This is a genomic window from Streptomyces sp. enrichment culture (assembly GCF_964273255.1).
Lineage (GTDB): Bacteria > Actinomycetota > Actinomycetes > Streptomycetales > Streptomycetaceae > Streptomyces.
Genome location: NZ_OZ186835.1, coordinates 1,918,902 through 1,943,003 on the forward strand (window position 1 = coordinate 1,918,902; position 24,102 = coordinate 1,943,003).

Annotated in this window: 21 protein-coding genes and 2 pseudogenes; 7 read left to right on the forward strand and 16 right to left on the reverse strand. The window is 69.7% G+C overall.

Translation table 11 applies throughout. The annotated features are described in order from the left end of the window. The first annotated feature begins 116 nt into the window (after positions 1-116). Together ACSU53_RS08070 and ACSU53_RS08075 are read left to right on the forward strand one after the other, a co-directional pair. Positions 117-524, forward strand: coding sequence for a VOC family protein (locus ACSU53_RS08070; RefSeq protein ID WP_437025977.1), 408 nt, complete (start codon positions 117-119; stop codon positions 522-524). 243 nt (positions 525-767) lie between these two features. After that, positions 768-1,466 carry an LAETG motif-containing sortase-dependent surface protein gene (locus tag ACSU53_RS08075; RefSeq protein ID WP_437025979.1) on the forward strand — a complete coding sequence of 233 codons (699 nt, stop codon included), beginning with the start codon at positions 768-770 and terminating at the stop codon, positions 1,464-1,466. Between the two features lie 162 nt (positions 1,467-1,628). On the opposite strand, the gene ACSU53_RS08080 is transcribed toward ACSU53_RS08075, so the two are convergent. The 5 genes from ACSU53_RS08080 to ACSU53_RS08100 all read right to left on the reverse strand — a co-directional run bounded on the left by ACSU53_RS08080 (position 1,629) and on the right by ACSU53_RS08100 (position 7,595). Beyond that, on the reverse strand, positions 1,629-2,654 hold the full coding sequence (locus ACSU53_RS08080) for an ABC transporter ATP-binding protein (RefSeq protein ID WP_437025981.1): 1,026 nt from the start codon (positions 2,652-2,654) through the stop codon (positions 1,629-1,631). Continuing rightward, positions 2,655-4,256 carry an ABC transporter permease gene (locus tag ACSU53_RS08085; RefSeq protein ID WP_437025983.1) on the reverse strand — a complete coding sequence of 534 codons (1,602 nt, stop codon included), beginning with the start codon at positions 4,254-4,256 and terminating at the stop codon, positions 2,655-2,657. A gap of 47 nt (positions 4,257-4,303) precedes the next feature. Next, the gene (locus ACSU53_RS08090; RefSeq protein ID WP_437025985.1) at positions 4,304-5,413 is read right to left on the reverse strand and encodes a thiamine ABC transporter substrate-binding protein; all 1,110 of its coding nucleotides are present in this window, start codon (positions 5,411-5,413) and stop codon (positions 4,304-4,306) included. 278 nt (positions 5,414-5,691) lie between these two features. Next, positions 5,692-6,798 carry a 23S rRNA (adenine(2503)-C(2))-methyltransferase RlmN gene (rlmN, locus tag ACSU53_RS08095; protein WP_437025987.1) on the reverse strand — a complete coding sequence of 369 codons (1,107 nt, stop codon included), beginning with the start codon at positions 6,796-6,798 and terminating at the stop codon, positions 5,692-5,694. A 170-nt stretch (positions 6,799-6,968) separates the two neighbouring features. Continuing rightward, positions 6,969-7,595: a hypothetical protein gene (locus ACSU53_RS08100; protein ID WP_037641855.1), complete on the reverse strand. Its 627-nt coding sequence runs from the start codon at positions 7,593-7,595 to the stop codon at positions 6,969-6,971. Between the two features lie 279 nt (positions 7,596-7,874). On the opposite strand from ACSU53_RS08100, the pseudogene ACSU53_RS08105 reads away from it, so the two are divergent. Further along, positions 7,875-8,704, forward strand: a pseudogene (locus ACSU53_RS08105) (IS5 family transposase). 203 nt (positions 8,705-8,907) lie between these two features. Then, a complete protein-coding gene (locus ACSU53_RS08110; protein ID WP_158698229.1) occupies positions 8,908-10,404 on the forward strand; it encodes a P-loop ATPase, Sll1717 family in 1,497 nt (498 codons plus the stop codon). Between the two features lie 203 nt (positions 10,405-10,607). On the opposite strand, the gene ACSU53_RS08115 is transcribed toward ACSU53_RS08110, so the two are convergent. Further along, positions 10,608-11,416, reverse strand: a protein-coding gene (locus tag ACSU53_RS08115; protein ID WP_437025989.1) for an IS5 family transposase whose coding sequence is annotated in 2 segments (ribosomal slippage) — positions 10,608-11,066 and positions 11,069-11,416 — 807 coding nt in all. Because the reading frame shifts where the segments join, the coding sequence is not laid out codon by codon here. Between the two features lie 289 nt (positions 11,417-11,705). Here ACSU53_RS08115 and ACSU53_RS08120 point away from each other — a divergent pair. After that, entirely contained in the window at positions 11,706-12,266 is a 561-nt protein-coding gene (locus ACSU53_RS08120) for an HDIG domain-containing metalloprotein (RefSeq protein WP_048572337.1), read from the forward strand. Here the strand turns inward: ACSU53_RS08120 and ACSU53_RS08125 are convergent. Both ACSU53_RS08125 and ACSU53_RS08130 read right to left on the reverse strand, forming a co-directional pair. Next, positions 12,254-12,724: an NUDIX hydrolase gene (locus ACSU53_RS08125; protein WP_437025992.1), complete on the reverse strand. Its 471-nt coding sequence runs from the start codon at positions 12,722-12,724 to the stop codon at positions 12,254-12,256. The two genes, ACSU53_RS08120 and ACSU53_RS08125, sit on opposite strands and share 13 nt — an antisense overlap. Positions 12,725-12,752: 28 nt before the next feature. Then, positions 12,753-13,484, reverse strand: a complete 732-nt coding sequence (locus ACSU53_RS08130; protein WP_437025994.1) for an XRE family transcriptional regulator — start codon at positions 13,482-13,484, stop codon at positions 12,753-12,755. Positions 13,485-13,641: 157 nt separating this feature from the next. Between ACSU53_RS08130 and ACSU53_RS08135 the strand changes: the two are divergent. Continuing rightward, a pseudogene (locus ACSU53_RS08135) lies at positions 13,642-13,857 on the forward strand (SCO3933 family regulatory protein); the annotation flags it as partial. 1,139 nt (positions 13,858-14,996) lie between these two features. Here the strand turns inward: ACSU53_RS08135 and ACSU53_RS08140 are convergent. The 5 genes from ACSU53_RS08140 to rpsB all read right to left on the reverse strand — a co-directional run bounded on the left by ACSU53_RS08140 (position 14,997) and on the right by rpsB (position 19,643). Beyond that, positions 14,997-16,124 (reverse strand): phosphatidate cytidylyltransferase, encoded by a 1,128-nt coding sequence (locus ACSU53_RS08140; protein ID WP_437025996.1) that lies wholly within the window; start codon positions 16,122-16,124, stop codon positions 14,997-14,999. Beyond that, entirely contained in the window at positions 16,124-16,681 is a 558-nt protein-coding gene (frr, locus tag ACSU53_RS08145) for a ribosome recycling factor (RefSeq protein WP_362092334.1), read from the reverse strand. Before frr ends, ACSU53_RS08140 begins: the two co-directional genes overlap by 1 nt. A 127-nt stretch (positions 16,682-16,808) precedes the next feature. Beyond that, on the reverse strand, positions 16,809-17,567 hold the full coding sequence (gene pyrH / locus ACSU53_RS08150; RefSeq protein WP_362092331.1) for a UMP kinase: 759 nt from the start codon (positions 17,565-17,567) through the stop codon (positions 16,809-16,811). Positions 17,568-17,753: 186 nt separating this feature from the next. Then, positions 17,754-18,590, reverse strand: coding sequence for a translation elongation factor Ts (gene tsf / locus ACSU53_RS08155; protein ID WP_437025998.1), 837 nt, complete (start codon positions 18,588-18,590; stop codon positions 17,754-17,756). A 156-nt stretch (positions 18,591-18,746) separates the two neighbouring features. Next, positions 18,747-19,643, reverse strand: coding sequence for a 30S ribosomal protein S2 (gene rpsB / locus ACSU53_RS08160; RefSeq protein ID WP_432055541.1), 897 nt, complete (start codon positions 19,641-19,643; stop codon positions 18,747-18,749). A 510-nt stretch (positions 19,644-20,153) separates the two neighbouring features. On the opposite strand from rpsB, the gene ACSU53_RS08165 reads away from it, so the two are divergent. After that, positions 20,154-20,732, forward strand: a complete 579-nt coding sequence (locus tag ACSU53_RS08165) for a murein hydrolase activator EnvC family protein (protein ID WP_437033075.1) — start codon at positions 20,154-20,156, stop codon at positions 20,730-20,732. 217 nt (positions 20,733-20,949) lie between these two features. Here ACSU53_RS08165 and ACSU53_RS08170 read toward each other — a convergent pair whose 3' ends face one another. The 3 genes from ACSU53_RS08170 to dprA form a co-directional block, all read right to left on the reverse strand. Next, positions 20,950-21,507, reverse strand: coding sequence for a TetR/AcrR family transcriptional regulator (locus ACSU53_RS08170; protein ID WP_437033077.1), 558 nt, complete (start codon positions 21,505-21,507; stop codon positions 20,950-20,952). Between the two features lie 315 nt (positions 21,508-21,822). Then, positions 21,823-22,665 carry an RNA polymerase sigma factor WhiG gene (whiG, locus tag ACSU53_RS08175; RefSeq protein WP_362092320.1) on the reverse strand — a complete coding sequence of 281 codons (843 nt, stop codon included), beginning with the start codon at positions 22,663-22,665 and terminating at the stop codon, positions 21,823-21,825. Between the two features lie 285 nt (positions 22,666-22,950). Further along, positions 22,951-24,039: a DNA-processing protein DprA gene (dprA, locus tag ACSU53_RS08180; protein ID WP_437033079.1), complete on the reverse strand. Its 1,089-nt coding sequence runs from the start codon at positions 24,037-24,039 to the stop codon at positions 22,951-22,953. Positions 24,040-24,102: the final 63 nt, after the last annotated feature.

The following is a 24,102-nucleotide window of genomic DNA, read 5'->3' on the forward strand; positions in this document are numbered from 1 at the left end:
CCCTCGGCCCGGACGGAGAAACCTCTCGGAAGAAGTTCCCCGGAGGCCGATGAGTTCCGCTCCGTCCCCGGGTCTACCCCACCGAACACCACGGAACCGAACGGGAGCGACCGACCATGTACCAGCAGATGATCTTCGTGAACCTGGCCGTGAACGACCTCGACGCCTCGAAGAAGTTCTACACGGAGCTGGGCTACACCCTCAACGACCAGTTCAGCGACGAGAACACCGCGTCGGTCGTCATCGGCGACACCATCGTCGCGATGCTGCACACCCGGCAGCGCTACGCGGAGTTCACCAAGAAGGAGATCGCCGACGCGACCCGCACCAGCGAGGTCCTGCTGGCGCTCAGCTCCGAGACCCGCGAGAAGGTGGACGAGCTGGTGGACCGGGCCGTGGCCGCGGGCGGATCGGTGACCGGGGAGACCCAGGACCAGGGCTTCATGTACGGCCGCGCCTTCGACGACCTGGACGGCCACACCTGGGAGATCGTGTGGATGGACCCGGCGGCGGCGGAGGGCTGAGCCACTCGTCGTCCGCCCCGGTCCGACCCGCGTCCAGCGCCCCCGTCGACCCGCCCCTGTGCGGGTACGGGGGCGCTGAAACGTATCGGCGGTTAATAAATGGGCAAAGGCAAGTCCCGCGGGTGGCATATGCGTTGACATCCTTATGGGACGCTTATAGACCTGGGAGCCTCCCGGGAGTGCTGAGGTTTCGTCACCACTCCCTCCACCCCCCGCATTTGCGCTCCTCCGTAAAGGACAAACGTGACTGTTTCGTCCGTTTCCCGCCGTACCGCGACCCGTACGGCTCGCTCCCTCGGTGTCGCCTCCGCCGCGGCAGCCCTCGTACTCGGCCTCGCCGGCAACGCCGCCGCCTGCGACATCGACGACTTCTCGGCCGAGGCCAAGTGCGTCGGCGACAAGGGCGTCATCACCGTCACCGACGTCGACCCGGGCGGCGTCGCCGCCACCGTCAGCGTGTTCCTGGAGAACAACGGCGCCGACGTGAAGAAGGTCGGCGAACAGGTGGTCCGGGGCTCCAGCAAGGGCGTCACCCTCACCTTCGAGGAGGACTGGGAGCCGAACGCCGAGTACCGCGTCCACGTCACCGCCGACGGCTACGTGGACGCGGACATCACGCCGAACCTCACCACCCCGGCCACGGCGTGCGCGAAGCAGCAGGACCCCACGTCTCCCTCACCCGAGCCGACGCCCTCGGACTCCGCCTCGACCCCGGCCGGGGAGAGCGGCGCGCCGACGACAGAGCCGAGCGAGGGCATCCCGGCGGAGGCCCCCGGGGGCAACGCCCTGTCCCCCGCCGTCGGCGAAGCCCACCTCGCCGCGACCGGCGCCGACTCCAACACCGGCCTCATCGCGGGCATCGCCGCCGCCCTGGTCGCCGTCGGCGGAGGCGCGGTCTTCCTCGGCATGCGCCGCCGTGGAGCGAAGACCGACGACAGCTGACGGCCCTCGGCTCCGCGTGCCGTGCGGTGGCCCGTCCCTGAGGGGGCGGGCCACCGCCCGTTGCGACGCCCTTTCAGGGACGGCCCGACGAATCGGCTGCAAGACAGCCGGCCGTCGTCGGTCAGCCCGAGAGTCGGACCCGGCGGAGAGGCCACGACGTCCTCACTGTCGGTCCAGCACGACGACCTCCGCCGCGTCGAACTCCACCCCCACCTCCGCGCCGGTCTCCGGCGCCGCGCGCAGCGGGCAGGCGGCCTCCAGCACGGGGGCGTTCTCGGGCTGCAGCCGGACCGCGACATGCGTGCCCCGGAAGGTGCGCGCGGCGACCCGGCACCGCAGGCCCGCGTCGGCCGGGACCAGCCGGACCCCGCCGGGCCGGACGAGCAGCGTCCGGGCGCCCTGCGGAGTGTCCTCCGGGACCGGGACCTTGCCCCACGGCGTGAGGGCGACGCCGGAGTCGACCGTCGCCCCGGTGACGTTCTCGAAGCCCAGGAAGCGCGCCACGAAGGCGTCGGCCGGCCGTTGCCACACCTCGAGCGGCGTGCCCGACTGGGCGATCCGCCCGTCGCGCATCACCACGACCCGGTCGGCCAGGGCGAACGCCTCCCCCTGGTCGTGCGTCACGGCGAGCACCGTGGTGCCCAACCGGCCGAACAGCTCCCGCAGTTCGACGACCAGCCGCTCCCGCAGCGACCGGTCGAGCTGGCCCAGCGGTTCGTCGAGCATCAGCAGCCGGGGCCGCGGCGCCAGGGCGCGCGCCAGCGCGACCCGCTGCTGCTCGCCGCCGGACAGTCCGGCCACCGCCCGGCGGGCCGCCCCGGGCAGCCCCACCAGGTCCAGCAACTCCCGTACCCGCTCCTGCTGTTCGGCGCGCGAGGCGCCGTGCATCCGCAGGCCGAAGGCCACATTGCCGCCCACGTCCCGCTGCGGGAACAGCTGGTGGTCCTGGAACATCAGCCCGACACCGCGCCGGTGGGCGGGGACGCCCGCCTGGTCGCGGCCGTCCAGCAGGACGCGGCCCGCGTCGAGCGGCTGCAGCCCGGCCACCGCGCGCAGCAGCGTCGACTTGCCGCTGCCGCTGGGACCGAGCACACACACGATCTCCCGCTCGGCGACCTCCAGGCCGACCGCGTCCAGCACCGCCCGGCCGCCGAAGCGGACGGTGGCGCCGGTGAGGCTCAGCAGCATCTAGAACTCCCCGGTCCGGTCGGTCCGCAGGCGCTCCAGCAGGAGCAGCGCCACCGCGCACACGATCATCAGAATCGTCGACAGGGCCATCGCCTGGCCGTAGTTGAGGTCCCCGGGCCGCCCGAGCAGCCGGGCCACGGCGACCGGCAGGGTCGGGTTGTCCGGCCGCGCGATGAACACCGTCGCGCCGAACTCGCCCAGTGACACGGCGAACGCGAACCCGGCCGCGATCAGCAGGGCCCGCCGCACCATCGGCAGGTCCACCTCCCGCCAGGCCCGCCACGGCGACGCGCCGAGCACCGCCGCCGCCTCCCGCAGCCGGGAGTCCACGGCGCGCAGCACCGGCAGCATGGTCCGCACGACGAAGGGGACGCCGACCAGGGCCTGCGCGAGCGGCACCAGGATCCAGGACGCCCTGAGGTCCAGCGGCGGTTCGTCGAGCGCAATCAGGAACCCGAAGCCGACCGTCACCGCCGACACCCCGAGCGGCAGCATCAGCAGCGCGTCGAACCCGCGCACCCAGCGGCCGGCGTCGCGCCGGGTCAGCGCCACGGAGGCGAGGCCGCCGATCACCACGGCGATCACCGTGGCGGCGACGGCGTAGCGCAGCGAGTTGCCCACCGCCTCGATGGGCGCCACCAGGAACACTCCCCCATCGTCGCGGGTCAGCGCCCGGTAGTAGCCGAGCCCGGCCGCGCCCAGGGAGCGTTCGACCAGCACCGCGAGCGGCAGGACCAGCAGCACGGCCGCCGTGGCGACGACCGTGCCGAGCAGCGCCCACTGCCCGGCGCCGCGCGGCCTGCGGGCGGTCGTGGCGGCGTCGACCAGGCGCAGCGCGGCCTCGCGCCGCCGCACGGTCCAGGCGTGCAGGGCGAGGATCGCGCCGACGGCGGCGAACTGGATCATCGTCAGCACCGCGGCCGTGGACAGGTCGAAGATCTCGGCGGTCTGGCGGTAGATCTCCACTTCGAGGGTGGAGAAGGCGGGTCCGCCGAGGATCTGGACGACGCCGAAGGAGGTGAAGGTGAACAGGAAGACCATCAGGGCGGCGGCGGACACGGCCGGCGCGAGTGCGGGCAGGGTGACGGTCCGCCAGGCCGCGAACCTGGAGGCGCCGAGCATCCGCGCGGCCTCCTCCTGCCGCGGGTCGAGCTGGGACCACAGGCCGCCCACGGTCCGTACGACGACCGCGTAGTTGAAGAAGATGTGGGCGAGCAGGATCGCCCAGACGGTGGTGTCCAGGCGCACTCCCCACAGGTCGTCCGTCAGCCCGCCGCGTCCGACGACCGCCAGGAAGGCGGAGCCGACGACGACCGTGGGGAGGACGAACGGGACGGTGACCACGGCCCGCAGCACCTGCTTGCCGGGGAAGTCGAAGCGGGCGAAGACGTAGGCGCCCGGCAGCGCGATCAGCAGGGTGAGGGCGGTGGAGGCGAGGGCCTGCCAGGTGGTGAACCACAGCACCTGGCGGACGTCGGGCTGCGTCAGGACCTCGCCGATCCGCCCGAACTGCCACGCCCCGTCGATGTTCAGTCCGCGCGCGACGATCGCGGCGACGGGGTAGGCGAAGAAGACGGCGAAGAAGGCGACGGGCAGGGCCATCAGGCCGAGCCGCGCCGCACTTCCGCGCCACCTCGCCGCGGGTCGCTTCACTTCAGTACGAGCGAGGTCCACGACTTGACCCACTGGTCACGGTTCTCGGCGATCTTCGCCGGTTCCATGGTCTGCGGGTCCTCGGCCCGCGGACCGAACTTCGCGAACTCCTCGGGCACCTCGGCGTCCTCGCGCACGGGGTGGACGAACATGTTGAGCGGCATGTCCTCCTGGAACTGCTTGCTGATCAGGAAGTCGAGCAGCGCCTTGCCGCCCTCGGGGTTGGCGGCGTTGCTCAGCAGCCCCGCGTACTCGACCTGGCGGAAGCAGGTGCCCTCGGCGACGCCGGTGGGGGCGGTGTCCGGCTTCGGGTCCGCGTAGATGACCTCGGCGGGCGGGGAGGAGGCGTAGGACACCACGAGCGGACGGTCCGCCTTGGCCTCCTTGCCGCCGGCGGAGCCGGAGAACTCCTCGTTGTAGGCCTGCTCCCAGCCGTCGACCACCTTGACGCCGTTGGCCTTGAGCTTCTTCCAGTACCCCTCCCACCCGTCGTCGCCGTACTTCGCGGCGGTGCCGAGCAGGAAGCCCAGGCCGGGCGAGGAGGTGGAGGCGTTCTCCACGACGAGGAGGTCCTTGTACTCCGGCTCGACGAGGTCGTCGAGGGTCTGCGGCGGGTCGATGCCCTCCTTCTCGAACCAGGCCTTGTCGTAGTTGACGCAGACGTCACCGCTGTCGATCGGCGTGACCCGGTGCCGGTCCTCGTCGGCGCGGAACTCCGGCAGGACGAGGTCGGCGTCCTTCGCCTCGTAGGGCTGGAACAGCTCGTTGTCGAGGGCCCGGGAGAGCAAGGTGTTGTCGACGCCGAAGAAGACGTCGCCCTGCGGGTTGTCCTTGGTCAGGATGGCCTTGTTGACCGCGGAGCCGGCGTCGCCGTCCTTGAGGACCTTGACCTTGTAGCCGGACTCCTTCTCGAAGGCGGCGATCACGTCCTTGGACGCGGCCCACGAGTTGTGGCTGACGAGGGTCACGGTCTTCGACCCGCCGGACCCGGACGCCCCGCCGTCGCCGTCACCGCCGGACGAGCAGGCGGACAGCGTGACCAGTCCGAGCCCGAGGGCCAGGACGGTGGCCCGCTGTGTGACCTTGTGGGTGATGCTCACTGACATTCCTCCTGGAGGCGACCAGGAAGAGACGCGGCCCTGCCCGGGACCGGTGAGGGGCCCGGGCAGGGCGCAACAGCTCGAGTGGTGACCGATCTCCCTACCCAGAATGACCTGGGCGAGGTTCGGAGGGTCTGCGGCCGGTGCCGCACTCTCAGCGCTGTGGCGCTCCCCTGTCGGAATATGAAGATGTGACTGCCGTGACGGGCCGGGTGCCCGGCCACGGCGATCCATGCAGGTGTCCTCCCGGACCCCGCACGTGTCCTACTGTCCTGCGGGCCAGGCTACCTCTCGCTCGCGGCGAGCTGGCCACAGGCCCCGTCGATCTCCTGACCACGGGTGTCCCGGATGGTCACCGGCACTCCGTGCGCGGCGATGGCCTCGACGAACGCCTTCTCGTCCTCCGGCCGCGAGGCGGTCCACTTCGACCCGGGCGTCGGGTTCAGCGGGATCAGGTTGACGTGCACAGGCCGCCCCTTGAGCATCCGCCCGAGCCGGTCACCCCGCCACGCCTGATCATTGATGTCCCTGATCAGCGCGTACTCGATCGACAGCCGCCGCCCGGACCGGGCCGCGTACTCGAACCCGGCGTCCAGCACCTCCCGCACCTTCCACCGCGTGTTGACGGGGACCAGGGTGTCGCGCAGTTCGTCGTCGGGGGCGTGCAGGGAGATCGCCAGCCGGCACTTGAACCCCTCGTCGGAGAACCGGTGGATCGCCGGGACCAGCCCGACGGTCGACACCGTGATCCCGCGCTGCGACAGCCCCAGTCCGTCCGGCTCGGGGTCGGTCAGCCGGCGGATCGCGCCGACCACCCGGTTGTAGTTCGCGAGCGGCTCACCCATGCCCATGAACACGATGTTCGACAGCCGCGCCGGCCCGCCGGGGACCTCCCCGTCCCGCAGCGCCCGCATGCCGTCCACGATCTGGTGCACGATCTCCGCCGTGGACAGGTTCCGGTCCAGCCCGGCCTGCCCCGTCGCACAGAACGGGCAGTTCATGCCGCAGCCCGCCTGCGAGCTGATGCACATGGTCACCCGGTCCGGGTACCGCATCAGCACGGACTCGACGAGCGTCCCGTCGAACAGCTTCCACAGCGTCTTGCGGGTGGCCCCCTCGTCGGTCGACAGGTGCCGCACCACCGACATCAGCTCCGGCAGCAGCGCCTCCTGCAACCGCCCCCGCGACCCGGCCGGGATGTCCGTCCACTGCTCCGGGTCGTGCGCGTACCGCGCGAAGTAGTGCTGCGACAGCTGCTTCGCCCGGAACGGCTTCTCACCGGCCGCGACGACCGCCTCCTTGCGCTCGGCGGGCGTGAGGTCGGCAAGGTGCCGCGGCGGCTTCTTGGCTCCGCGCGGCGCTGTGAAGGTGAGTTCTCCGGGCTTAGGCATGGCTGTACCAGTGTCGCAGATCGACTGCGGGAGCCCAGGCCAGAGTGGGGTGGGGGTGGTCACCCGTGGGTGCCGTCTGTCAGCGTTGGTCGGCCTCGGACGGCCCAGGGACGGCCCAGGACTCGGTTAGCCGTCGCCGTAGATGCGCAGGTGCCGGCGCCCGCGGCTCGTCATTCCATCTGCGCTGGAGCGACCGGGAGCTGTTCCTTGTACGGCCATGTGAAGGTGCGGTCGGGCTCTAGACGGGCGTCGCCCCAGTGAATGGCGTGGATGCCGTTCTCGGCGTCGGCCGTGAAAAACACGCAGACGAGCCTGGTGGAAGCTCCCAGCTCCTCGAAGGCTTCGTGCAGCCCCAGGTATTCCTCGGTCACCAGGTCGTCGTCGACCTCGAACAGCCCCTCCGGAGACTGCGGCCCGTGCGCCCGGAACAGCCGTTGCCGCGTGGGCGACGCATTGGCGGGCAGCCGGGCCCGGTCCAGTGGCCTGGGCCTGTCGGCGTAGCGGAAGGGGAAGAGTGCGTGATCGTTGATCACGGCGTACTCGTATCCGCGCACGTCTCGTACGGCTTCCCCCAGCTCACGAGCCGTCTCCGCCAGGTGCTCGCGCACCAGGCCCGCCAGGGCGACACCGTACGGACTCCGTTTCTTCAGCCCCGCAGCGAGGTGCGCGGCATGAGCCTTCGCGTGCGCCTCGGCCAGCTGCACCGGAACCGCAGCGGCCACCGCGCCGGCATGCCGCCCAAACCGCTCGACGGCCCAGGCCGATGGCTCCGCCGGATAGCCACCCAACACCGCCATGTAGTGCTCCCTCCCCCAGATGCAGCCTCCGAACTGTGTGACACGTACACGAAGGGCGCACAAGGTGGCGATCTGGCCAGGGCACGGCGGCAAGCGCTCTGTGCTCAGATCAGCCACAACTGATCACGCGCGGTCGTGACCTGCGGCCCCCTTATCGATCAACGTTCTGACCTGCCGCTGAGCTGTCGGTAGCTGTCGACGTTGGTCATTGTTGAGCGCCCTTCCACGGCCCTAGGTCGCGTCTTCAAATGATCTTGAGTAGTGGATCATGGTGGGGTGATACGTCGCCATGAACTGTCCGATGCTGAGTGGGACTTCGTCCGGCCGCTGCTGCCCGAGTCCTTGCGGGGGCGGAAGCGGTTGGACGACCGCACCGTGCTCAACGGGATCGTGTGGAAGTTCCGGACCGGCACCGCTTGGCGGGATGTGCCCGAGCGGTACGGTCCGTGGCACACGCTGCACACCCGCTTCCGCCGCTGGGCCCTGGACGGCACCTTCGAGCGGATGCTCCGTGCCGCCCAGGCACGGGCGGATGCGGCCGGGGACATCGACTGGCTGGTGTCGGTCGACTCCACGGTCGTGCGGGCCCACCAGCACGCCGCCGGAGCCCGAAAAGGGGGCTCCGCAGCCCCGGCCTCGGACGCTCCCGGGGTGGCCTGACCAGCAAGATTCACCTGGCCTGCGACGCCTTTGGCCGCCCGCTCGCCTTCACGGTCACGGGTGGGAACACCAACGACTGCACCCAGTTCACGGCCGTGATGGAGGAGATCCGGGTGCCCCGCATCGGACCGGGACGGCCCCGCGTGCGGCCCGCCCACGTACTCGGCGACAAGGGCTACAGCTCCAGGGCCATCCGGACCTGGCTGCGACGCCGGGGCATCAGCCACACCATCCCCGAGCGATCCGACCAGGTCCGCAACCGGCTCCGGCGTGGCAGCCGAGGAGGGCGCCCGCCAGTCTTCGACAAGCAGCTCTACAAGCGGCGCAACGTGGTGGAACGGTGCTTCAACCGCCTGAAGCAGTGGCGCGGTATCGCGACCCGCTACGACAAGACCGCCGAGTCCTACCAAGCAGCCGTCACCCTCGCATCGCTGCTGATGTGGACGTGACATTTGAAGACAACTCCTAGGACGGCCCGGGAGGGCGCTTGCACGTGACTCCGCTGGCTGCTGGCTGAAGCTGTGGGGGCTCAGGACCGTCTCCTTCGTAGAGGGTTTGCACCAGACGGCGCCCGCAGGACCTAGCTCTCTGACATGCTTCTTCTTGACAGCTGAATCGCCGCGATAGTGCGCCACAACCGGAGGGTTTGACCATGACGCAGTCACCCAAGTTCACCGAACTTTATTTCGGCATGGCGGACAGTAAAAATGAGGCGCGAGATAACCCCGAAGCCTTTATCAAAAGCTTTGTGGATCCGCAAGGTGTTGTAGATGACCTGAGGAACCGTAGAAAATTCCTCGTGCTGGGTCCTAAAGGTGCAGGGAAGTCCGCGGTGGCGTGGTACATGGATCTCACGGCCTCCCCGGAAACCGAGCTCATTAGTGCCCGCGACATCGGCGAACTGCCTATCGCTGACGTGGAGCGCATGAAGACCGGTGATAGTGCAGGCGTGGGGCGGACCGTAACAGCATGGAAACTCATCATCCTCTGCGCCTTGCTAGATCTCGCCCTCAAGGATCAGTCGAGCCCGCTACACCAGATTGCCGAAGTTCAGCGAGTGGAAAAGGAGCTAAGAAAGCAGGGATTCATGGATCCAACTCCGATTAAGGCGGTGCTGGAAACCACAAAAAGCACTTACAAGGTTCCGATTCCGAAATTGGGGGAAGTTTTCGCTAGGGAGAAGACGAGTTCCGTCCACTTGGCAAACATCGTACCCTTCGTGGAAAAGTGGGTCGCCGAGAGTCGAGGGCCAAACAAATATACTTTGATTCTGGATGGTATTGACTCCATCTACTTGAATGACCCGCAGTACTTCACATCCGTTTCGGCCATGGTGCAGGCTGTTTACTCGATCAATCAGACCTTGCGCGCTTCACAGTCGAGTGCGCTAGTGGTGCTACTTGTCAGAAACGACCTTTTCTCGCGACTTACATTGGCGGATGCAGGCAAGATGCGGGAAGACTTCGGCGCCGATCTGGACTGGAGGATCCTCTCCGGGCAGCCGCGCCAAGCGCCTCTTTTCAAGTTGGTCAATGAGAAAGCAGGGGCATTGGTCGACGCTGCTCCAGCGGATATCGTAGGAGCTTACTTCCCGAGTGACGTGCAACTTGGTGGTCGGGGTGGAGGAGCTCCTGAGTGGATGAATATTCACAAATACCTGCTCAACCTAACACGGCATACTCCTCGCGATATTCTCCGACTTTTCGAGCATATTCGTAGAGTCGCTGCTGCTGGAAACCTGAGAATGACTCGCGATGGGAAGGTCACTCAAGAGATCATCAGAGAGGGAGTGCTGCAATATTCTTCGAAATACTTCGTCGACGCGATCAACAATGAGCTCGTAGGGCGTGAAGGTGACGACTATGATCTAGTTCGAGAAGGAATGGTCACTCTCCGGCACCTCCATAAAAGCACATTTACTCTTGCGGAATTCACAACCGAGTGCTTCGGAGATTCGAGCGTCGAAAGCCGCAAAAGTTCTGAAAAAATTCTCACATGGCTATTCTTTGCTGGCGCCCTGGGGAACGTTCGGGGAGGCGCGGAGAACTACTTGCAGTTCTATCATCGACGAGAGGATACCGATGTTTACCTCAAAGGGAAGCTGATCCTTCATAATGCGCTGGTGCATGCGTGGAACATTCCGCGATGAAAAATTCCCTTAAGTGAGACGTGGCGTCAGCGTCCAGCTCAAGGTCGGTGGAGCGGCTTTGGGCTGGAGCTGCTTTGGGGCGAGTGATCATGGCCCCGTAAGCTTCCGGCGCGTCGGGCAGTCTGTGGACCTGCCCGTTAAAGCACGACGTTGGGGCCATGATCTTAGAGGCTCGCCCCAAAGTGGCTGCCTAAGACGTCGTTTCAGTTGGTGAGTCGGCGGTAGCTGATGAGGGCTGCGGCGATGCCGACGAAGGCCAGGAAGTGCTCGGCCTTTCGCTCGTAGCGGCGGTGCAGCCTTCGGCACCCGGCCAGCCAGGAGACCGTTCTCTCGACGACCCAGCGGTGTCGGCCCAGCCGCGTGGAGGACTCGATGCCTTTGCGGGCGATGCGGTGGCGGATGCGACGCTCGCGAAGCCATTTCCGCAGGTGGTCGTAGTCGTAGCCCTTGTCGGCGTGGAACTTGGCCGGGCGTCGGCGGCGCGGGCCGCGGCGGGAGCGGATGGGCGGGATTCCGCGCACGAGCGGCTGCAGGCCGAGGCTGTCGTGCGTGTTGGCGCCGGAGATGCCCAGCGACAGGGGCAGTCCGTTGCGGTCGGTGATCAGGTGGATTTTCGATCCCGGCTTGCCACGGTCGGTCGGATTCGGTCCGGTGAGTGGCCCCCTTTTGCCGCCCGGACGCTGACGGAGTCGATGGCGCATCGCGACCAGTCCAGCTCGCCCCGAGCGCCGAGTTCGTCGAGGAGCACCCGGTGCAGCCTGGCCCACACCCGCTCTCGGCTCCACTGGGCGAAGCGCCGGTAGACGGTGGGCCAGGCTGGTCCGAACACCGGCGGCAACTGCCGCCAAGTGCAGCCCGACGTGGCCACGAAGATGATCGCCGCCAAACATTCGCGGTCCCCAGCTCGTCGGCGGCCGCCGCCCTGAGGGCGTATGACCTCCGTCGGCGGGACCACCCGCCGGAACAGCGTCCACAACTCGTCCGGCACCAGCCGCTCGATCAGATCCGTCATGTGCGGCTCAACGAGCGATCACACCATCAGAAACGACGTCTAAAGCCGTGGAGCCGACCGCCCCAGCCACAGAGGGTGTCATCCCACTTCATGCCCGCTGCCGCTAGCGCGCCGCCGGGCGGGGCCGCCGCTGGCGAAGACAGGGCGGCGGCCCCGCCGTACAGGCGGCGCGCACCCGCGCCGTGCGCGGGCTTGATGAACGTAGGGAAAGTCTTACCGCACCCATGATCGGCAACCGCCCCGATCGTGGCCTGTCGGCCCTCTGCTCGCCTCGGCTAACGTTCCATCCATGCCTTCTGCACTGGACACGCCCCAGGGAGCGGCCGAACTCGCCGAATCCCTGCTCCCTCCGCTCGGGAACCGCTGGCTGCACACTCAGGCCGTGGCCGCTCGGGCTCGCGAGGCTTCCGCGGCTGTGTCCGAGGCTGACCGGGATCTCCTCGTCGCTGCCGCATGGCTGCATGACATCGGCTACGCACCCGAGCTGCGTGACACCGGTTTCCATCCCCTCGACGGTGCTCGGCACCTCGAATCGCTGGGTGCGCCGGCGCGCCTGGTGCGGCTGGTCGCTCACCACTCCGGAGCCGTGTACGAAGCGGAGCAACGCGGGCTCTCGGCAGAGCTGGCCGTCTACGAGCGGGAAGACTCCCCCGTCCTGGACGCACTGATCTTCGCTGATATGACGACCGGCCCCGCCGGGCAGTCCTTCGACTTCGACACCCGGATTGACGAGATCCTGGTCCGCTACGAGCCCGGCAGCGAGGTTCACAACGCGATCAGCAAGGCACGGCCGTATCTCCGGGGCGCTGTCGAGCGGACTCGCGACCGCATGGCGCATCAGCCGATGTAGGGCTCCGTCCGGTCGGCCAGGCCGTGCTCGATCCGCATGCGCATCGACGGGTGAATGTTCAGCTCGTCCAGCTTGCTCGGGTCGACGAATGCCACTTCCTTGCTCTCGCTGCTCGTCCGCAGCTCGCCGCCGGTGATGCGGGCCTGGAAGCAGATGGAGAACTGCTGGCGGACCTCGCCGTCGTCGTACGCCATGACGTGCCCGGGGTTGGTGTAGATGCCGACGAGGCCGGTCACCTCCACGTCGAAGCCGGTCTCTTCCTTCGTCTCGCGCACGGCTGCGTCCGGGGCCGACTCGCCCAGGTCGACGCCGCCACCGGGCAAAGCCCAGAGGTCGTTGTCGGTCTTGTGGATCAACAAGACCTCTCCGACCTCGTTGCGGGCCACGGCGGTCACGGAGGGGACGAGGCTGTTCGCCGTCGGAGCGTTGGGATCGTTGAAGTAGTCGACACGGGCCATGTGTTCAGCGTTGCACGTCCGGGGCCTGTTACGCCTCCCGGCCCCGCTCCCATGCATAGTCGAAGCTCCGCATGTAGTGCCGGAAGGTCCGCGCTCCGGGGAGGTACCGGAAGTGCATCACCGGGTTCTGGCCGGCGGGAGCTCCGAGGACGTGCGGGTTCACAAGAACGTCCTCGTCGAACCGGTAGATCGAGTTGTAGAGGATCGTGTCGTGCAGCCGGACTTCGACGCCGGGCGTCGACATGGCGGGCTCGAGGTAGCGCCGGGTGATCCGGGCACGTGCGGCCAGGTCGCCGCCGATGCCCTCCTCTTCGCCGCGCTGACGGACCGCTTCGGAGTCGGGATCGCCGAGCAGGATGCGGACCTGGGCGCCAGCCTTCGCCTTCTCAGCCAGTTGGTCGGGCAGGACCGGGTTGCTGTCGAAGAGGAACAGTCCGGCGTACACGAGGATGTCGACCTGGTCCGTCGCCTTCTCGATCAGGGATGACCAGAGCGGGGCAGGCACCGCGCCACGGTGCGGGTAGTACGTGATCAGCTCGGACGTGCTGGCCTTCTCCACCTGCTTCTCCACGGACGGCCAGAGGTAGACCTCGTCGACGCCGAGGAAGCTCGCCGCCTTCCAGCGGTGCCCGCGGTGCGGAGTGCGGCCGGTGGTGATCCACCGCTCGACGCTCTTGGGGTCCACTCCGACGTGCTCGGCAACGGACTGAATCGTCTCGCCCTTCGCTGAAATCGCCGCGCGCAGCCGCTCGTTCGCCATGACGTGCCCTTCACTCGGACGGCTAGGGACGTTTTGACGGTAGCTCAGACGTCCCCAAACGTCCATACGGGCGGTGATGCGTCCACTCCTTCTCACGGTCTCCTGATCTCACCGACGGGATGCCGGTCAACACCTCACAGCAACTGGAGACAAGACGATGCGTCAGATCCCCGTGGACACCGCCAACGCCACCGTGATGGTCGCCAAGGCCCCTCAGCCCAAGGTGAAGGATCGTCGGACCGGTGAGATCGCCCTCGACAAGGACGGTGCCACCCTGATGGTCGTGGAGGTCATGTTCTCCACGCCCGACGAGGTGGAGATCCTCAAGCTCACCGTCCCGCAGTCCGGCGTCTCCGAGGACCTGGACATGGGCAGAAGCGCCCATGGAGGCTCTGCGTCGCGAATGCGAGCATGGCACGAGGCACGGGGCTCCGCGGACGGTGGGCTCCTCTTCTTCTCGGCTGGTGGGGAAAGCGTGGCGAGATCGAGGAGCAAGGCGGCTCGGGCGCGGCGGCGCAGGGGGGCGGTGGGTGACGGCGACGAAGGCCGCTTGCCTGCCCGTGCCGAACGACCCGCCGTGGACAGCCCGGACGCGCGGCGGCAGGCCCTGCGGAAAGCGGCTGCGCGGGGGACCCGGCCCGGCCCCGTTCGGCGCTTCCTGTGGTGCTGTGCCGCACTGGCCTTCTTCGTCGGCACGGTGGTGGTCGGCACAGTGGGTGCGTCCACGGTCGGGCTGGCCGGGACGCCGGGAGTCTTCACAGCCGATGAGTGCCGTCTGGAGGAGAGCGGCCGAGGCGGCAAGAACACGTCGTGTTCCGGCGTGTTCGTCTCCGATGACGGGAGCCTCGTCGACCGGGACGCGCGGATCTCCTGGTCCGGCGGCCGGACCGGGCAGCATGAACGGGCCAGGACGGTGCTGCTCGGCGGATACACGAGGGAGGGCGGTGTCGATGCGGTATTGGCGGTCTTCGTGGTCACCGTCATGGGGCTGATGACGGCGGGATGCTCCTTCGCCGGTCTGTCCCGCGAGACGCAGGACCGCCTTGCCCTCCGGATGCCCCGCCGCGCGTTCGCGGCCTACGTGGAGTGGAGGTCCTGACGGTTCCCCGATGCACGCCGGACGTGCCGCTCGGGCAGCGGGTCTTCGCACCCACGGCGGGCTGGAGTCCACGGCGCAGGATTGCGACGCTTCTGGTCGCGTACGCCCTTCTCCTGCCGGTGGTGCTCCTGGCCGCACTGGCGGGCACCGGCATACGCGCGCCCGTCCCGATACCGGCCGTGGGCGCTCGGTGGTGTGCTCCGATGACGGGCGGGCTGGTCGCGATCCTGCGCGACACCAGGGACACCGCCGCTGTGCCCTCGCCCGGCGACGGGTAGGCCGGAGGACGTGTGACCACGGCGTCGCCGCACAGGAAGGGACGCGCCGGGGGCGTGCGCACCGCCGCCCGCCCGGCCACGACGCGGCCCCCGTCCCGTGAGCGGGGCGGGGGCCGGGCGGGAGGGTGTGCCGGGTCAGGCCGAGCCGACGAAGAGCACCAGGAGCAGCCAGACCACCGGGGCGGTCGGGAGCAGGGAGTCCAGGCGGTCCATGATGCCGCCGTGGCCCGGGAGCAGGGTGCCCATGTCCTTGATGCCGAGGTCGCGCTTGATCATGGACTCGCCCAGGTCGCCGAGCGTGGCGCTGACCGCGACCGCGAGGCCGAGGAGCAGGCCCTGCCACCAGGAGCCGTCGTCGATCAGGAACTGCATGCACAGCGCGCCGGCCACCATCGCGAAGCCGATGGCGCCCAGCAGGCCCTCGCGGGTCTTGCCGGGGCTGATGCGGGGGGCCAGCTTGTGCGTGCCGAAGCGCCAGCCGACGGCGTAGGCGCCGGTGTCGCTGACGACGGTGAGCACCAGGAACGTCAGCACCCGCCAGGAACCGTCGTCCGCGGTCAGCATGAGCGCCACGAAGGTCGCCAGGAACGGCACGTAGAAGGCGGTGAACACGCCGGCCGTGACGTCCTTGAGGTAGCCCTGTGGCGGTTCGGTCATCCGCCAGACCAGGACCGCGAGCGCGGTGAGCGCCATGGCGGCCCAGGCGCCCTCGGCGCCCCGCGCGTACCCGGCGACGACCATCGCGGCGCCGCCGATCGCGAGGGGCACGAAGGGCGCACGGATGTCCTTGCGCTCCTGGAGCCGCTTGGTCAGCTCCCAGACGCCCACCACGACCGCGACGGCGATCACGCCGACGAAGACGGCCTTGACGATGAACAGGGACGCGACGATCACCGCGCCGAGTCCGACGCCCACCCCTATCGCGGCACCCAGGTCACGGCCCGCGCTCTTCTTCTGCGGGGCGGGGGCCGGCTGCGGGGCGTCGGGCATGGGCTCCGGATTCTGCGGCACCTCCCCCGGGTGGGGCCGTGCCTGCGGTGTCTCGTCCCGGAACAAAGGACCGCTCAGCCGAGCGGCCCCCTGGTCCGGGTCCTGGTCTCCACCGGGTTCGGGCACGTCGGGCACGATGGGCATGGGGCGAGTCTGCTGCGCGGGATGCGCATCGTACGCGGGACCCGCCGGGACGGCCCCCTGGACGGGCCCCTGGTCGGAGGGCCCCCAGTACCCGGCCTGCGGCGACGCCCTCCAGGAAGAGTCGTTCATCAGACTTCGAGGAGTTCCGCTTCCTTGTGCTTCAGGAGCTCGTCCACCTGGGCGACGTACTTCGCGGTGGTGTCGTCGAGCTCCTTCTCGGCACGGCGGCCCTCGTCCTCGCCGACCTCGCCGTCCTTGATCATCTTGTCGATGGCGTCCTTGGCCTTGCGGCGCACGGCACGGATGGACACCTTGGCGTCCTCGCCCTTGGCCTTGGCGACCTTGATGAACTCGCGGCGGCGCTCCTCGGTGAGCTCCGGGAACACCACCCTGATGATGCTGCCGTCGTTGCTCGGGTTGACGCCCAGGTCGGAGTCGCGGATCGCCTGCTCGATGTTGCGCAGCGCGGTCTTGTCGAACGGCGTCACCACGGCCATGCGCGGCTCGGGCACGGAGAACGAGGCCAGCTGGTTGATCGGGGTCAGCGCGCCGTAGTAGTCGGCCACGATCTTGTTGAACATCGCCGGGTGCGCACGTCCGGTGCGGATCGCGGCGAAGTCCTCCTTGGCGACCACGACGGCCTTCTCCATCTTCTCCTCGGCCTCGAGGAGGGTCTCTTCGATCACCACTTGCTCCTGCGTGTCTTGAGTAGGCCCGGCTGCGGTGCCTGTCGGGGCGGCGGCCGGCTGCGTCGTGTCTTCCTTCTGCACGGTTCCCGACCGGCGGGTCGTTGTCCACCCCCGGCCGGGCTGATCAGCCCTGGCTGACCGGGTCACCGACCAGCGTGCCGATCTTCTCACCCTTGACGGCGCGGGCGATATTGCCCTCCTTCAGGAGCTCGAAGACGACGATCGGGAGCTTGTTGTCCCGGCACAGCGTCACGGCCGTGGCGTCGGCGACCTTCAGGTCGCGCGTGATGACCTCGCCGTAGCCGAGGTGGTCGAACTTCACCGCGTCGGGGTTGGTCTTCGGGTCGGAGTCGTAGACCCCGTCCACACCGTTCTTGCCCATCAGCAGCGCCTCGGCGTCGATCTCCAGGGCGCGCTGGGCGGCGGTGGTGTCGGTGGAGAAGTAGGGCATGCCCATACCGGCGCCGAAGATGACGACGCGGCCCTTCTCCAGGTGGCGCACGGCGCGCAGCGGGATGTAGGGCTCGGCGACCTGGCCCATGGTGATGGCGGTCTGCACCCGGCAGTCGACGCCCTCCTTCTCCAGGAAGTCCTGCAGGGCGAGGCAGTTCATCACCGTGCCGAGCATGCCCATGTAGTCGGAGCGGGCCCGGTCCATGCCGCGCAGCTGGAGTTCGGCTCCGCGGAAGAAGTTGCCGCCCCCGATGACGATCGCGATCTGCGCGCCGTCACGGACGACGGCCGCGATCTCACGCGCGATGGCGTGCACGACGTCGGGGTCGACGCCCAGGCCGCCGCCGCCGGAGAAGGCCTCTCCGGACAGCTTCAGCAGGAACCGGCCGTGTACTTTGCCGTCGTCGCTCTTCTCAGCCTTGGTGGTCATCGGGGATCCCGCCTCTTTCGTTGCACATACGAAGAAGGCCATTGCCGGTGGGGCGTGGTTCGCATCCCATGCGGCAATGGCCTCCTCGTCAGATCTGCTGTCGCCCGGCACGCGCGCGTGCGTGACGGCATGTCCGGACGACTGCTGCCGACCCTATCGGGGCCGGCCGCCCGTCGCGGTACGGACTCAGATGCCGACCTTGATGCGCGTGAAGCGCTTCAGGGTGACACCGGCCTCGTCCAGGACCTTCTGGACGGACTTCTTGTTGTCGAGCGCGTAGGGCTGGCCGAGCAGCGTGGCGTCCTTGAAGAAGCCGTTGAGGCGACCCTCGACGATCTTCGGCAGGGCGGCCTCGGGCTTGCCCTCGGCGCGGGTGGTCTCCTCGGCGACGCGGCGCTCGGACTCGACGACCTCGGCCGGCACGTCCTCCTTGGAGAGGTACTTCGGCGCGAAGGCGGCGATGTGCTGGGCGACGCCCTTGGCGACCTCGGCGTTCGGCTTGTCCAGCTCGACGAGGACACCGATCTGCGGGGGCAGGTCGGGCATCGTGCGGTGCATGTACGCGGTGACGTAACCGTCGGAGAACTGCGCGAAGCGGTCCAGGACGATCTTCTCGCCGAGGTTGGCGTTGGCCTCGTCCACGTACGCCTGGACGGTCTTGCCGGCCTCGATCTCGGAGGCGAGCAGGGCCTCGAGGTCGGCCGGGGAGGTCTTGGCGACGTGCTCGGCGATGGCGGTGGCCACGGCCTGGAACTTCTCGCCCTTGGCGACGAAGTCCGTCTCGCACTTCAGCTCGACCAGGACACCGGAGGAGTTGTCGTCGGCGATGATCGAGACCACGGCGCCGTTCTCGGCGGAGCGGCCCTCGCGCTTGGCGACGCCCTTCTGGCCCTTGATCCGGAGCGCCTCGACGGCCTTGTCGACGTCGCCCTCGGCCTCGTCCAGCGCCTTCTTGCAGTCCATCATGCCGGCGCCGGTGAGCTCCCGGAGCTTCTTGACGTCGGCGGCGGTGTAGTTCGCCATGAGTCTGTGTCTTTCTCGAAGTCTGGAGGTTCGGAGGTCCGCGGGCCGGGTCCGCAGCGGGACTGCGGGGGCCCGGCACACCGCGGGCCTACGGGTGAACGGCGGGAGGGGACGTCATGTCACCGCTCCCGCCGTCGACACCACGGACGGGCGCGGTCAGGCCTGCTCGGCCTCGGCGGCCGGGGCGGCCTCGGCGGGCTTCTCGGCCTCGGCCGGCTTGTCGGCCTCGGCGGCGGGGGCCTCGGCCGGCTTCTCACCCTCGGCGGCGGCCTCCGCCTTCTTCTCGCCCTCGAGCAGGTCGCGCTCCCACTCGGCCAGCGGCTCGCCGGCGGCCTTCTCGCCCTTGCCCTCGGTGGCGACACCGGAGCGGGCGATGAGGCCCTCGGCCACGGCGTCGGCGATCACGCGGGTGAGCAGGGTGACGGAGCGGATCGCGTCGTCGTTGCCCGGGATCTTGTAGTCGACCTCGTCGGGGTCGCAGTTGGTGTCGAGGATGGCGACGACCGGGATGTTGAGCTTCCGGGCCTCGCCGACCGCGATGTGCTCCTTCTTGGTGTCCACGATCCAGACGGCGCTGGGCACCTTCTGCATCTCGCGGATACCGCCGAGGGTCTTCTCCAGCTTGGCCTTCTCGCGGGAGAGGACCAGCAGCTCCTTCTTGGTGAGGCCGGAGGCGGCCACGTCCTCGAAGTCGATCTGCTCGAGCTCCTTCAGGCGCTGCAGGCGCTTGTAGACGGTCGAGAAGTTGGTGAGCATGCCGCCCAGCCAGCGCTGGTTGACGTAGGGCATGCCGACGCGGGTGGCCTGCTCGGCGATGGCCTCCTGCGCCTGCTTCTTCGTGCCGACGAACATGACCGTGCCGCCGTGGGCCACGGTCTCCTTGACGAACTCGTAGGCGCGGTCGATGTACGACAGCGACTGGAGCAGGTCGATGATGTAGATGCCGTTGCGCTCGGTGAAGATGAAGCGCTTCATCTTCGGGTTCCAACGGCGGGTCTGGTGACCGAAGTGGACGCCGCTTTCCAGCAGCTCCCGCATCGTGACGACGGCCATGGCCGTATCTCCTTGATTTTCTCGGTTGTGCCGCGGGTGCCGGACGGCTCCCGCGCCTGACGCCCACGACGCGCCGTGCCACGAAGGACCGAGGGGCGCTGACACCGGGTTTCCGGCCGTGGCCGGTCCCGATGTCGGGGCGTGCGAAGTCGACCCGGCTGCCCGGGTCGCCATAGAAGTGTACGGGACCCACGGCGTGCCGGGTGACGCCGTTGTCCACAACCGCCGGTCGGTCCACAGGCCGCCGCCGTGATCACGGATCTCCGGGAGGCTGCGGGCATGCGATCCACGACCGATGCCGGGGACTCCGGCCGCCCCCGGGCCGCCGGGTGGCCACGGCGGTGCGCGCGGACGGCACTGCTGCTGCTGATGACCACGACGGTGCTGCTGGCACCCTCCCCGGCCCAGTTGTCGGCGGCGGGCACCCCTGGCACGACGCGGCCGGGCACGGCTCCTGCCGCCTCCCGGCCGACCGCTGCCGCCTCCCGGCCGACCGCTGCCGCGTCGCGGGTGGCCGCGGACCCCGCCGCGCCCCCGGCGCGCTCCGCCCGGCCGGGCGCCGGCGCGGTCCGGTCGCCGGCGGATCCGGCTCCGGCCGGCGGTGCCACCGGGCCGCCGGGCGGGGTCCCGGCGGTGGGACGGACCTGGCCGGTGGGGGTGCGGCCACGGGTGCTGCGGGGCTGGGAGCCTCCGGCGACGGCGTACGGGCGGGGACACCGCGGCGTCGACCTGGGGGCGCCTCCCGGGACGCCGGTGAGGGCGGTGGCGGCGGGACGGGTCTCGTTCGCGGGCCGGGTGGCCGGAAAGGGGGTCGTGTCGGTGGAGCTGGCGGACACGGGGGACCCTCCGCTGCGCACGACCTACGAGCCGGTCCGGGTGTCCGTGACGAAGGGGGACCTGGTCGGCGCGGGCACGGTCCTCGGCACCGTGGAACCCACGGGCTCCCACTGCGCCGCCGCCCCGTGCCTGCACTGGGGGCTGCTCCGCGGGGACACCTACCTGGACCCGCTCACCCTGCTCCCGCCGTGGCTGCTGCACCGCGGCCCGTCGAGACTCCTGCCGGTGCTGGACGTTCCGGTGCCGGGGTGAGCGTGCGGGAGCGGGGACGGGGACGGGTGACGGGCCTGGGCGGTAGTCCGGGTCCGGGTCCGGGTCCCGCTCTGATCCGGGTGACGTTGCTCCGCGCGACCGGAGTTCGGTGCTCCGCGTGACCGGAGCCTCGTTGCACCGCGTGACCGCAGCCTCGGTGCACCGTCGTCTGTGGTCCGGGAGCCGCGCCGGCGGCCGGGCAGCGGTTTCGGGAGGGTCAGGCGCGGACGCCCCGCAGGGCCATGGAGACCGCCGCGTCCGTGATGGTCCGGGGGTCCTCCGCCGCGCCGAGTTCGAGGCGTCGCACGGCCGCGTCGACCACGCCCTGGAGCAGCATGGCGGCCAGGCGGGGCTGGGCGTGGCCCAGTTCGTCCAGGGCCTCGACGATCATGGTGATGAGACCGCCGTGCGCGGCCCGGATCTTCTCCCGGGCGCCGGCGTCCAGCTCGCTGGCCGAGATCGCCACCACGGCCCGGTGCCGCCGGTCGCCGACGAGTTCCAGCTGCGTGCGGACGTACGCCTCGACCTTGGCGTCGGTCCCCTCGGCCGCGGCCATCGCCGCCTCGACCTCGGCCGCCCAGACCGGGAAGTCGACCTCGCACAGTTCCTCGACCACGGCGGCCCGCGACCGGAAGTACTCGTACACGGACGAGCGCGCGAGACCCGTGCGCTCGGCGAGCGCGGGGAAGGTCAGCGCCTCCGTACCGCCCTCGGACAGCAGGGAGCGTGCCGCGTCCAGCAGGGCGGCTCGCTGCATCGACCGGTGCTCGGCCACGGAGGCCGCTCGAATCCTTGGCACGCCGTCCACTGTACGGATGGACCGTCCGGGACGGGAGTCACCCGACCGGAACCGCAGGTCGCCGGGCCTCCGGCCGGACGGTGCCCGGCCGTTCCGCGACCGGGTCCCGGCCACGGCCACGGCCACGGCCGAAAAGCGATGGACGCAAGCGCCCACGGTGCAGGGGCAGCCAACGGGCGCAGGGGCATCCGCCGGACGCAGGGGCGGTCGGCGTCAGGCGATTCGCCGACTGGGGGCAACGGGGCAGTGTGTGTGCCCGCCCCTCCGCGAGGGTCGCCCCGAGCCTTCGGCTCAGCGGGCGAAACCGGCCAGCTTGGCCCGCAGCTGGAGCACCGACTTGGTGTGGATCTGGCTGACCCTGCTCTCCGTCACGCCCAGCACGTTGCCGATCTCGGCCAGGGTGAGGCCCTCGTAGTAGTACAGCGTGACGACGGTCTTCTCCCGGTCGGGCAGGGTGTTGATGGCGCGGGCCAGGAACCGCCGAAGCTCCCGGTCCTCGGCCACCTCGACCGGGTTGTCGGCGGAGGTGTCCTCCAGGGTGTCCATCAGGCTCAGCCGGTCGCCGCCCTCGCCCCCGACGTGCAGCAGCTCCTCCAGGGCCACGACGTTGGCGAGCGACAGCTGGCTGAAAACCGCGTGCAGGTCGTCCACCGCGATGCCCATCTCGCGGGCGACCTCGCTCTCCGACGGGGTGCGCCGGAGCCGCGCCTCCAGGGTCGCGTAGGCCCGCTCCACGTTGCGTGCCTTCTGCCGCACGGAACGCGGGATCCAGTCCAGTGCGCGCAGTTCGTCGATCATCGCGCCCCGGATGCGGGTGATCGCGTAGGTCTCGAACTTGATCTGCCGCTCGACGTCGAACTTCTCGATCGCGTCGATCAGCCCGAAGACGCCGGAGGAGACGAAGTCCGCCTGGTCCACGTTGGACGGGAGCCCCACGCCGACCCGGCCGGCGACGTACTTCACCAGCGGCGAGTAGTGCAGGATCAACTGCTCCCGCAGCCGCTCGTCCCCCGTCTCCTTGTACGACCGCCACAGCTCGTCGAGCGTCGAGGGAGCGGGCGGCCGCACGTTGCCATGGTCGCGGGCGGCTGGGGGGATCGCCGCCCGGTCTGACCCGGAGGTGTGCTGGGGCATTCGTCGCCTTGTGCCGTTCTGCCGTGGAGTGGTGCTGCCTGGTGCCGGAGTACCGGTGTGGTGGGGTGCGTGCCCGTTCGGGCCCTTGTGAGCGTAGCGTGACTGAGGCGTCGCGTTGCGCGAAGAGGGTGAGGCGGACCCCGCACCACGACGTTCCGCACCCGGCCGCACGGCCGCCCGACCGTCGCTCTCAGTGATCACCCGGGTGTCCCAACTGACGTATTTTCCAAGGGATGTCGGCGTTCCCCCGGACGGCCGAACACGCTCGGTCAGAACGCGAAGTGATCACCGCTCGGCCGGGATCACCGCCTGGCGTGTCAACTTCCAGCCGTCGCCGTGTCGTTCGACGTATCCAAGTGCTCGCAGTTCGTACAGTCTCGCGACCGCGTCGTCCGGCGTGGTCTGCGCGCCGCGGGCGACCTCGTCGGGGCCGGCTGTACCGCGTCCCGGCAGTGCGGCGAGAACGCGGCGGGCGGCCGGTTCCAGCAGGTCCCTGGGCAGCACGGGCCCCCGGCGCTCGGGTGCCAGGTCGCCCATGCCGCCGACCATTTCCACGACCTCGGCCGCGTCGGTGACGAGTACGGCGTCCTGCCGCAGCAGTTCGTGCACGCCGGCGGAGAGGCCGCTGGTGGCGGGTCCCGGTACCCCCATCGTGTGACGTCCCAGACGCCGGGCCGCCCGCACCGTCACCAGGGAGCCGCTGCGGTGGGCGGCCTCGACGACCACGGTGCCCCGGGTGAGGGCGGCGATCACCCGGTTGCGGAGGATGAACCTGCTCTGCGTGGGATGGTCGCCCGGCGGCAACTCACCGATGACCAGGCCCTGTTCCGCGATCCTGGTGATGAGGCCGGTGTGGCCGCGCGGGTAGGGGCGGTCGACGCCGCAGGCGAGGACGGCGACGGTGGCGCCGCCGGAGCCGAGAGCCCCGCGATGCGCGGCGCCGTCGATGCCGTAGGCGCCGCCGGACACCACGACCCAGCCGCTCTCGACGAGTCCGGCGGAGAGCGTAGTGGCCATGTGGGCGCCGTACGGGGTACAGGCGCGCGCCCCCACGACGGCGACCGAGCGCAGGGCCCACATCCGCAGGTCGGCCGGGCCGCGCACCCAGAGTCCGAGGGGGCGCGCGTCCCCGAGGTCGTCGAGCTGCCGGGGCCACTCGGCGGCACCGGGGCAGATGAAGCGCACGCCGGCCTCCCGGGCGACGGCGAGATCCGCGCGCGGGTCGGCCCGATCGGCCCGGCTGAGGAGCCCGGCCCACCGCTTGCCGCTCACTCCCGGCAGGGGCTGCCCGGCCGACCGCAGCCGCCGCACCACCGCCGGCGCCCCGCGCTCCCGCACCCACCGTCCGCCGGCCTCGTCGCCGGGTTCGAACACCCGGGCGAGGAAGACCCTGGCGAGGAGGTCGTCGGCGGGGTCTCCGTCGTGGTTCCCGCCGTC

Coding starts and splice junctions, on each gene's coding strand:
- ACSU53_RS08070 (WP_437025977.1), top strand. CDS start 117: ATGTACCAGCAGATGATCTTCGTGAACCTGGCCGTGAACGACCTCGAC.
- rlmN (WP_437025987.1), bottom strand. CDS start 6,798: ATGCCTAAGCCCGGAGAACTCACCTTCACAGCGCCGCGCGGAGCCAAG.
- ACSU53_RS08110 (WP_158698229.1), top strand. CDS start 8,908: ATGACGCAGTCACCCAAGTTCACCGAACTTTATTTCGGCATGGCGGAC.
- ACSU53_RS08120 (WP_048572337.1), top strand. CDS start 11,706: ATGCCTTCTGCACTGGACACGCCCCAGGGAGCGGCCGAACTCGCCGAA.
- pyrH (WP_362092331.1), bottom strand. CDS start 17,567: ATGACCACCAAGGCTGAGAAGAGCGACGACGGCAAAGTACACGGCCGG.
- ACSU53_RS08100 (WP_037641855.1), bottom strand. CDS start 7,595: ATGGCGGTGTTGGGTGGCTATCCGGCGGAGCCATCGGCCTGGGCCGTC.
- whiG (WP_362092320.1), bottom strand. CDS start 22,665: ATGCCCCAGCACACCTCCGGGTCAGACCGGGCGGCGATCCCCCCAGCC.
- tsf (WP_437025998.1), bottom strand. CDS start 18,590: ATGGCGAACTACACCGCCGCCGACGTCAAGAAGCTCCGGGAGCTCACC.
- ACSU53_RS08080 (WP_437025981.1), bottom strand. CDS start 2,654: ATGCTGCTGAGCCTCACCGGCGCCACCGTCCGCTTCGGCGGCCGGGCG.
- ACSU53_RS08140 (WP_437025996.1), bottom strand. CDS start 16,124: ATGAACGACTCTTCCTGGAGGGCGTCGCCGCAGGCCGGGTACTGGGGG.
- ACSU53_RS08090 (WP_437025985.1), bottom strand. CDS start 5,413: ATGTCAGTGAGCATCACCCACAAGGTCACACAGCGGGCCACCGTCCTG.
- rpsB (WP_432055541.1), bottom strand. CDS start 19,643: ATGGCCGTCGTCACGATGCGGGAGCTGCTGGAAAGCGGCGTCCACTTC.
- ACSU53_RS08125 (WP_437025992.1), bottom strand. CDS start 12,724: ATGGCCCGTGTCGACTACTTCAACGATCCCAACGCTCCGACGGCGAAC.
- ACSU53_RS08130 (WP_437025994.1), bottom strand. CDS start 13,484: ATGGCGAACGAGCGGCTGCGCGCGGCGATTTCAGCGAAGGGCGAGACG.
- ACSU53_RS08085 (WP_437025983.1), bottom strand. CDS start 4,256: ATGGCCCTGCCCGTCGCCTTCTTCGCCGTCTTCTTCGCCTACCCCGTC.